Source organism: Thalassovita autumnalis (assembly GCF_001458255.1).
Lineage (GTDB): Bacteria > Pseudomonadota > Alphaproteobacteria > Rhodobacterales > Rhodobacteraceae > Thalassobius > Thalassobius autumnalis.
Genome location: NZ_CYSB01000005.1, coordinates 38,014 through 47,451 on the forward strand (window position 1 = coordinate 38,014; position 9,438 = coordinate 47,451).

The window sequence follows — 9,438 nt, forward strand, 5'->3', positions numbered from 1 at the left end:
AACCGCGGAATCGGTGGATTTGCTGCCGATTTCGCTGACACTGCCCTAGCGGTAACTCTTGACCATTTGGTCCCCCTCGGGTGATCTGGTAGCCAGATTTTCCGGGGGTTCCCATGTATACGCCAGCCATCACCGGGAGCGGGGTCTTCACCCCCTCCAATGTCATCACCAACGACGAACTTGTTGAGAGCTTCAACGCCTATGTTGACCTCTACAACGCAGAGAACGCCGAGGCGATCGCCGCCGGTGAGGTTGCGGCGAAGGAACACTCCTCGGCCGAGTTCATCTTCAAGGCCTCCGGCATTGAGCAGCGCTATGTGCTGGACAAGGAAGGTGTGCTGGATCCGAAACGGATGTATCCGCATTTCCGCCAGCGCTCGGATGATGAACCCGGCATCATGACCGAGATTGCACTGGACGCCTGCCAGAAAGCGCTGGCCGCTGCCGGGCGCACTGGTGAAGAGGTTGATCTGGTGATCTGTGCTGCCTCGAACATGGAACGGGCCTACCCCGCCGTGGCGATTGAAATCCAACAAGCGCTGGGCGCGGGTGGTTTTGGTTTTGACATGAACGTGGCCTGTTCTTCGGCCACCTTCGGCATTCAGGCGGCGGCGGATATGGTGCGCTCGGGCTCGATCCGCTGCGCGATTGTGGTGAACCCTGAGATCACCTCGGGCCATTTGGAATGGCGCGACCGCGATTGCCACTTCATCTTTGGTGATGTGGCCACTGCGGTGGTGATTGAACGGGCTGAGGATGCCAAGGGCGATCATTTCATCGTGCATTCGACCCGCTGCGCCACGCAGTTTTCCAACAACATCCGCAACAACAACGGTTTCCTGCGCCGCACCCGCCCCGATGGCGTAGCGGACCGCCGGGACATGCAGTTCATGCAGAACGGCCGTAAGGTGTTCAAAGAGGTGGTGCCAATGGTGTCGGCCCATATTCTGGCGCATATGGAGGAAGAGGGCCGGTCTGCGGATCAGCTGTCCCGGATGTGGCTGCATCAGGCCAACAAGGGCATGAATGATTTCATCGGCAAGAAGGTTCTGGGCCGGGTGCCGGAAAAAGGCGAGCAGCCCAACATCCTGCAGGACTACGCCAATACCTCCTCCGCCGGGTCGATCATTGCGTTCTCCAAATACTCCGACGATATGGCAAAGGGCGATATCGGGCTGATCTGCTCCTTCGGGGCGGGCTATTCGGTCGGTTCGGTGATCGTTGAGAAGGCGTGAGGGTAAAGGCCAATCTCGCTACGTCAAAGGAACCAGAAGCCAAATCTCTGATTTGGCAGCGCCCGAACCGCCCCCACGGGGCGGACGCTTTGCTTCGCCCCTCGGTCCTGGCGCGTCAGGTTTGATTGGCTTACTGCGCCCACCCAGGGTCTGGCGCAGGACTCTATCTACGTGGCTTTATCCCGCCACTGGTTCACCCGACATGGCGGTGCGCCAGTGTTTGCGGCACAGGCTGACATAGGTCTCATTGCCGCCGATCTGGACCTGTGCCCCTTCTTTCAGCGCGATCCGGTCCGGGCCCATCCGCACCACCATCGTCGCCTTCTTGCCGCAGTGACAGATGGTGCGCACTTCGCGCATCTCATCAGCCAGCGCCAGCAATGCAGCAGAGCCGGGGAACAGCTCACCGCGGAAATCCACCCGCAGGCCATAGCACATCACCGGCACCTTCAGGTCGTCGACGACACGGGCCAGCTGCCAGACCTGCTCTTTCTCCAGAAACTGCGCCTCATCGATGAAGATACAGGCAACCCCGCCTTCGGCCAGCCGGGCCTCAACCTTAGCAAAGAGGTCTTCGCCGGGGGCAAAGGTGTCGGCGTCATCGCCAATACCGATGCGGCTGGCAATGCGGCCTTCGCCGGCGCGATTGTCAAACTGCGCGGTCATCAGATAGGTCTGCATGCCGCGTTCGCGGTAGTTGTAGGACGCCTGCAACAAGACTGTCGATTTACCGGCGTTCATGGTGGAGAAATTGAAATAGAGCTTAGCCATGCCCGCATCTATCGCTGCCCGGAGCGACAGTTTCAAGGCTGATCCTGCCGGGTTTTGAGTCATGCAGCAGATGGCGGCAATAACGTGGCACGACAGACCCACATCACACAGGAAATTGGGGATATGGGTCTGTCCGATCAGGGGGAAGGCGAGGGCCTTCCGGGGATGTCCCTGATCGTGCCTTGTGTCACTCATCAACGCCCAACCCGGACGAGAGGAGGCGCTGCACTCATAAATTATGGGCTGTTCCGAGGGGTTGCCCGCGCGGCCACAAGGGGTGCCGCGTGGTTTTATAAATGACAAAAACACGACATCGCGCTAATGGGAAAGGCAGGGGCGATTTCCCCATTGGGGACAGATAAGGGTGAAGTATGACTGTGGTTTCCGGCTATTTGAAGAAACACACTGAGGCGCTGGTGAAAGACGTAGGCATCGAAGCCGCTTGCCAGTTAACCGGCAAATCCAAGGCAACGCTGGGCCGCTATTACTCGGATCATGCGGAACACGCCGACCGGTTCATGCCTGTGGATGCTGTGGCTGCGTTGGAAGAAGCGGCGTCGTTTCCGCATGTGACCTCGGCCTTGGCGGACCTGAAAGGCATCACACTGTCGCTGAACGAAGAACGGCGCAATTCAGAAGGTTCAGGGGGTATAAATGCGGATGTGATTACCCTCAGCCAGCGCTTCGCCATGCTGATGGCTGAATATAACCAATCCATCGAAGACGGAGTGATCAGTATCAATGAAGCCAAACGCATGCTGCGCGAAACTCTGGCGCTGCAGCGGGTGTTGATTGAAATGAAACTGCACTTGGAAGAAGAGAGCGTATAGCCATATGACAGGAACCGTATCGCATACACCTCGGGCGTTGTTCGCTGCCGAACAGCATACGCCTGAGCTGCTGCACCGGTTTCTGCGTGATCTGGAAGACTGCGACACGACCGAAGCGGTCTGGCTGCGGCTGGTTCAACTGGCCCGGTCACTTGAACTGCCGTTTGTGGATTACAACGTCGCCAGTGCTGCGCCGACCTGGGACCATATGCTGTTTTCACGCACGTCCTACGATTCGCGCTGGCTGCATGAGGCAAACCAAGATCCCGAGGTGATGCGGTGGTCCTATTTTCAGGGGCACGCCAGACATCATCTGACCCCAATTCTGCTGGGGTTGGAGTTTGTGGAGGAAAACTTCCACCTGCCGGAGGTGCGGGTCAGTGTCCTGCGCGAAGCAGCGCGCCGTGGTCTGCGGTCAGGTTTTGCGGTGCCTCTGCGGGTGCATGCGCCACCACAGGTGGGATTGATTGCGTTTCTAGGGGATCATTCCAGGCGGGATATGCTGGCCATCGTGAAAGCACATGGCTGGGTTCTGCATGTAGCTGCCCTGTCTGCGCATCAGCGCTACATGACGCACTTTGCCCGTGAGTTTTTTGTCCGCAACGACATCAGTGAAAAGCAGCGTGAGATGTTGGTATTGGTAGGCTTGGGATATCAGGACAAGGTGATTGCCGAGAAGCTGGGCATCTCGGTTTCCGCATTGCGCCAGCGGATGCACAATCTGATGGCCAAGGCGGGGGCACATAACCGAGCCGAAATCGCGGCGCTGGCGATGAGCGCTGGGCTGTTGCCGGATCCGCAGCGGGCGCTTGACCCGGAATCAGAGAATACTTTGTTCCAAATGGATCGTACGGATCTGGGGGACGATAGCCTGTCCTGAGGGTGGTGCATCGGGCCATTGGAACCGGTGTTTTGCAGCGCCGTTCGAGGCAATCCAAAGACCCATCATTGCCGCACAATGAATAAGAGGCTCCCCGTGAAGGGAGCCCCTGAAGCAGTCTAAAATGACTTATGAAAAGCCGTATCGGGACGGGCCGACACCTATAGGTACTTCTTGGTTTGGGCCTTGGGGCGGGCGTTGGGGATACCGCTACCGTGTTGCCCTACCCATAAGTATAGTGGGGGGCGCGTGACGTTGTCGTGACTGAATCTGCGAATTTTTCACAAATTAGACTGCTATTAGTTGCAGGTGAATACTTGAAACCTGCATGAAACAGCAGGTGAGTGCGTGTGCAGAGAGTGATTTATCTGTTAACGATTCTGTGAAACGCAAAAGCCCCCGCCAGATGGCAGGGGCTTTGTTTTGTGTCTGAAGTGGGTTTAGCCCTGCAGCGGCATCACCCCAAAGTCACCTTCCGAGCGGGCTTTGATCGCTTCAGCGGCCGCCTGAGCACCAGCGGCGGTGGTGAAATAGGGGATCTTGTCATAGAGCGCGACCGAACGGATGGCGGAGCTGTCTTTCACAGCCTGCGCCCCTTCGGTGGTGTTGATCACCAGCGAGATGCCACCGTCTTTCAGCACGTCCACAATGTTGGGGCGGCCTTCGTAGACTTTGTTCACCTGCTCACAGTCGATGCCCTGTTCGGTCAGCCAGGTCTTGGTGCCGATAGTGGCCACGATGGTGAAACCTTGATCCAGCAGGGTGCGGGCGGCTTCGGCGCTGGCTGCGGTTTTGTCGTCATCCTTGATCGAGAAGAACACACGGCCATCACGCGGCAGATCGGTACCCGCGCCCAGCTGCGCCTTGAGGAAGGCCAGCGGGAAGGAGGTGTCCCAACCCATGACCTCACCGGTGGAGCGCATTTCCGGGCCCAGAATGGTGTCCACGCCGGGGAAACGGGCGAAGGGCAGAACCGCCTCTTTGACCGAGAACCACGGCATGTTGGGATCGGCCAGCGTCATCGGGTCGGCCATCGGCAGGGTGCCGGGTTTGGCATCCGACGGGTAGGCGCCACGGAACGGGAAGTTTTCCATCGGCTCACCGGCCATCAGGCGCGCAGCGATCGAGGCGATGGCGCTGTCGGTGGCTTTGGCCACAAACGGCACGGTCCGGCTGGCGCGCGGGTTGACCTCAATCAGGTAGATCTCACCGTCTTTGACCGCGAACTGCACGTTCATCAGGCCAACAACACCAAGCGACAGAGCCAGCGCTTCGGTTTGACGTTTGATTTCGACGATGATGTCTTCCGGCAGCGAGTAGGGCGGCAGCGAACAGGCGCTATCGCCCGAGTGGACGCCGGCCTCTTCGATGTGCTGCATGATGCCGGTCACATGAACGGTTTTGCCGTCCGACAGGGCGTCAACATCACATTCGATGGCACCGGACAGGTAGCTGTCCAGCAGAACCGGGCTGTCGCCGGAGACCACTACCGCCTCGGCGATGTAGCGTTCCAGCTGCGCCATGTCGCGCACGATTTCCATCGCACGGCCACCCAACACGTAGGAGGGGCGGATCACCAGAGGGAAGCCGATCTCTTCGGCGATTTTCAGCGCTTCAGCGTCGGTCGACGCGATGCCGTTTTTCGGCTGCTTCAGCTCCAGCTTGTTGACCAGCGCTTGGAAGCGTTCGCGGTCTTCGGCAAGGTCAATCGCGTCGGGGCTGGTGCCGAGGATCGGAATGCCCTCTTCGAACAGCGCGTTGGCCAGTTTCAGCGGGGTCTGGCCGCCGAACTGAACGATCACACCGTGCAGCGTGCCGTTTTCCTGCTCAACCCGCAGGATTTCCATCACGTGCTCAAAGGTCAGCGGTTCAAAATACAGACGGTCCGAGGTGTCATAGTCGGTCGACACGGTCTCGGGGTTGCAGTTGATCATGATGGTTTCATAACCGGCATCCGTCAGCGCGTAGCAGGCGTGGCAGCAGCAGTAGTCAAACTCGATCCCCTGACCGATCCGGTTTGGACCGCCCCCCAGAATGACCACTTTCTTGCGGTCGCTGGGGCGGGCTTCGCATTCCACGTCACCCATCGCCGGGGCTTCGTAGGTCGAATACATATAGGGGGTCTGCGCCTCAAACTCGGCGGCGCAGGTGTCGATGCGTTTGAACACGGCCTTGACGCCCAGGTTCTGGCGGGCGCGGCGCACGTTGGCTTCGGTGCGGCCGGTCAGGAGTGCCAGACGGGCATCGGTGAAGCCCAGCATCTTCAGCTTGCGCAGGCCCTCTTCGGTCACAGGCAGGCCATCGGCGCGCACGACCTCTTCGGCCTCAACGATTTCGCGGATGCGGTCCAGGAACCAGGGATCAAACGAGGTGACGTTCTGGATTTCAGCATTGGTCAGACCGTGGCGCATCGCCTGAGCGATGGTGCGCAGACGATCCGGGGTCTGTTTGCCAAGCGCCTTGATCACGGCAACCTTTTCCGGCGCACCGGGAATCTCGACCTCATCAAAGCCGGTCAGACCCGATTCCATCGAGGCCAGCGCTTTCTGCAGGCTTTCGTGGATGGTGCGGCCGATCGCCATTGCTTCGCCCACGGATTTCATCGCGGTGGTCAGGTAGGGCTCGGAGCCGGGGAATTTCTCAAAGGCGAATTTCGGGATCTTGGTGACAACATAGTCGATGGTCGGCTCAAACGAGGCCGGGGTCACCTTGGTGATGTCATTGTCCAGCTCATCCAGCGTGTAGCCAACGGCCAGCTTGGCCGCAATCTTGGCAATCGGGAAACCGGTCGCCTTGGAAGCCAGCGCCGAGGAGCGCGACACCCGCGGGTTCATTTCGATCACAACCATCCGGCCATCGGCGGGGTTCACCGCCCACTGCACGTTGGAGCCACCGGTTTCCACGCCAATCTCACGCAGCACGTTGATCGAGTGGGTCCGCATGATCTGGTATTCTTTGTCAGTCAGCGTCAGCGCCGGGGCCACGGTGATCGAATCACCTGTGTGCACGCCCATCGGGTCGACGTTTTCGATCGCACAGACAATGATGGCGTTGTCGGCTTTGTCGCGCACAACCTCCATCTCATATTCTTTCCAGCCCAGCAGGCTCTCATCCACCAGGATCTGGTTCACCGGGCTGGCGTCCATACCCGAGCGGCAGAAGTGGATGTAGTCTTCGCGGTTATAGGCCACGCCACCGCCGGTGCCGCCGAGGGTGAAGGCGGGGCGGATGATGGCGGGCAGGCCGATTTCATCCAGCTCTTCCAACGCCTGTGCCACACCGGCGTCCAGATCGGCAGAACCGTCTTCTTTCTTTGGTGCGGTGACGATGGTGGCTTTCGGATTTTCGATGCCCAGACGGTCCATCGCTTCGCGGAACAGCTTACGATCTTCAGCCATTTCAATGGCATCGCGCTTGGCGCCGATCATTTCGACGTTGAACTTCTCCAGCACGCCCATCTCTTCCAGCGCAAGTGAGGTGTTCAGACCGGTCTGGCCACCCATGGTCGGCAGCAGCGCATCGGGGCGCTCTTTCTCGATGATCTTGGCAACAACCTCGGGGGTGATCGGCTCGATATAAGTGGCGTCGGCCAGACCCGGGTCGGTCATGATGGTGGCCGGGTTCGAGTTCACGAGGATTACGCGGTAGCCCTCTTCTCGCAGTGCTTTACAGGCTTGGGCACCGGAGTAGTCGAATTCACACGCCTGACCGATGACGATCGGCCCTGCGCCGATGATCATGATCGAGGAGATGTCGGTTCTTTTGGGCATGACGGACCTCATAGTTTCGCGGGCAGCTGGACGCGGGGCAGGTGACTCGGCTCCGCGCAAATTGTCGTGGGTTATAGACATCGCGGGGCAAGGCGCAAGAGGGTTCGGAAAACTAGTGTAATGTGCCGCATCCGGGACCTGTCAAATCCTGCGTTTCACCCTATACACAGGGCGGGGAGGCCTTGAGGGGCAACGCGGGGACGCGACATGCAGATCAGAATGGATCGAGGACCGGAAGAAACGCCGGTTTGGTTCCGAAACGCCAGCGCTGTGATCACCGCACAGGAGGCCGGGGATGTGCCCACGGCCCTGGCCGCTGTGGACGCTGCTTTGGCGGCGGGCAAATGGGTTGCGGGCTACGCCTCTTATGAGCTGGGCTATGCGCTTGAGCCGCGTCTTGCCCCCCTGATGCCCGAAGGCCGGCACCTGCCCCTGCTGAGTTTTGGCATCTACGATACCCCGGTTGCCGCTGGACCTTTGCCCGTTGGCGGTGGCTTGCAGAATCTGCGTCCGCGTTGGGATGCCGCCCGATATCGCCGCGCCTTTGATGCTGTTCATGGCTTTATTGGCGCCGGAGATATCTATCAGGCCAACCTGACCTTTCCGATCGATGCGCGCGCTGAAGGTGGGGCGGAGGCGATCTATGGCAGCCTGATGGCGCAACAGCCGGTGGGCTACGGCGCCTTGGTGCTGCCCGACCGGGGACCGGCGATTCTATCACGTTCGCCCGAGTTGTTTTTCCGCACCTCGGTGGAGGGCGCGATTGAGACCCGCCCGATGAAAGGCACCCAGCCCCGCAGCGCGGATCCGGTTGAGGATCAGCGCAATCGCGATTTTCTGGCCACGGATGAGAAGAATCGGGCGGAAAATCTGATGATCGTGGACCTTTTGCGCAATGACATCTCGCGGGTGGCTGAGGCGGGCAGCGTCAAGGTGCCGGAACTGTTTAAGGTCGAAAGCTATGCCACCGTGCATCAGATGGTTTCAAAGGTGGTGGCAGAACTGCGCCCCGGCGTGACCCTGAGTGAGATTTTCACCGCGCTTTTTCCCTGTGGATCCATCACGGGCGCGCCGAAGCTGCGGTCAATGCAGATCCTGCGTGATCTGGAACCCTGGCCGCGTGACATCTACTGCGGCGCCATCGGCTGGGCCGCGCCAGACGGGCGGTCCGAATTTAACGTGGCCATTCGCACCGTGATGTTGGAGGGTGACGCGGCGCGGCTGAACGTGGGGGGCGGCGTCGTCTGGGACAGCACCGCCACATCAGAATATGAGGAAGCCCTATGGAAAAGCCGTTTTGCCCGGACGCGACAGGTCATTCCGCCCTCGATCCCACATGTCGCCTGATTGAAACCTTCCGCTATGTGCCGGGGCAGGGGATTGCGCGGCGTGGATTGCACATCGCTCGGCTTGCCACATCGGCTGAGGTGCTGGGGTTTGCGTTTGATAAGGCGGCGCTGATTGCGGAACTAGATGCCATTACTGGTGACGCGCCTTTGCGCTGCCGTCTGACCCTGGCGCAGGATGGCACGGTTGAGGTGACAACCGCCCCGATGCCGGACCCCTGGCGCATTGCGCGTTTTGTCATCTCTGACATACGCCTGCCCTCGCACGATCCGCTGCTGCGTTACAAAACCACCCGCCGGGATCTTTACGATCAGGCCCGCGCCGCACTGCCAGACGGTATCCATGAGGCGGTGATGCTGAACGAACGGGGTGAGGTGTGTGAGGGCACGATCACCAATATTTCGATCACCACGCCCGACGGTGACCGCCTGACGCCGCCGCTGTCCTCAGGGTTGCTGGCGGGGGTTTATCGTCAAAGCCGCCTGAACAAAGGGTTGTTGCGGGAGGCCGTGCTGACCTTGTCGGATCTGGAAGCAGCCCGTTCGATCAACCTGATCAATTCGCTGCGTGGCTCCACCCAAGCGGTCTGGCAGCGCTGATGCGCT

General features: G+C 59.8%; 7 protein-coding genes. 5 read left to right on the plus strand and 2 right to left on the minus strand.

Going from position 1 to position 9,438, the window contains the following annotated elements:
• The first annotated feature begins 113 nt into the window (after window positions 1-113).
• The gene (locus tag TL5118_RS01180; RefSeq protein WP_058243384.1) at window positions 114-1,235 is read left to right on the plus strand and encodes a beta-ketoacyl-ACP synthase III; all 1,122 of its coding nucleotides are present in this window, start codon (window positions 114-116) and stop codon (window positions 1,233-1,235) included.
• A 177-nt stretch (window positions 1,236-1,412) separates the two neighbouring features.
• Here the strand turns inward: TL5118_RS01180 and TL5118_RS01185 are convergent, their stop codons facing one another.
• Window positions 1,413-2,006 (minus strand): thymidine kinase, encoded by a 594-nt coding sequence (locus tag TL5118_RS01185; RefSeq protein WP_058243448.1) that lies wholly within the window; start codon window positions 2,004-2,006, stop codon window positions 1,413-1,415.
• 371 nt (window positions 2,007-2,377) lie between these two features.
• Here TL5118_RS01185 and TL5118_RS01190 point away from each other — a divergent pair, with 371 nt between their 5' ends.
• Window positions 2,378-2,836, plus strand: coding sequence for a hypothetical protein (locus TL5118_RS01190; protein ID WP_058243383.1), 459 nt, complete (start codon window positions 2,378-2,380; stop codon window positions 2,834-2,836).
• Window positions 2,837-2,840: 4 nt separating this feature from the next.
• Entirely contained in the window at window positions 2,841-3,716 is an 876-nt protein-coding gene (locus TL5118_RS01195; RefSeq protein ID WP_082626260.1) for a helix-turn-helix transcriptional regulator, read from the plus strand.
• Window positions 3,717-4,156: 440 nt separating this feature from the next.
• Here the strand turns inward: TL5118_RS01195 and carB are convergent, their stop codons facing one another.
• Window positions 4,157-7,486, minus strand: a complete 3,330-nt coding sequence (gene carB / locus TL5118_RS01200) for a carbamoyl-phosphate synthase large subunit (protein WP_058243381.1) — start codon at window positions 7,484-7,486, stop codon at window positions 4,157-4,159.
• Window positions 7,487-7,693: 207 nt separating this feature from the next.
• Here carB and TL5118_RS01205 point away from each other — a divergent pair, with 207 nt between their 5' ends.
• Window positions 7,694-8,833: an aminodeoxychorismate synthase component I gene (locus TL5118_RS01205; protein ID WP_058243380.1), complete on the plus strand. Its 1,140-nt coding sequence runs from the start codon at window positions 7,694-7,696 to the stop codon at window positions 8,831-8,833.
• Window positions 8,770-9,432: an aminotransferase class IV family protein gene (locus tag TL5118_RS01210; RefSeq protein WP_058243379.1), complete on the plus strand. Its 663-nt coding sequence runs from the start codon at window positions 8,770-8,772 to the stop codon at window positions 9,430-9,432. The genes TL5118_RS01205 and TL5118_RS01210 overlap by 64 nt, the downstream gene beginning before the upstream one ends.
• Window positions 9,433-9,438 lie beyond the last annotated feature (6 nt).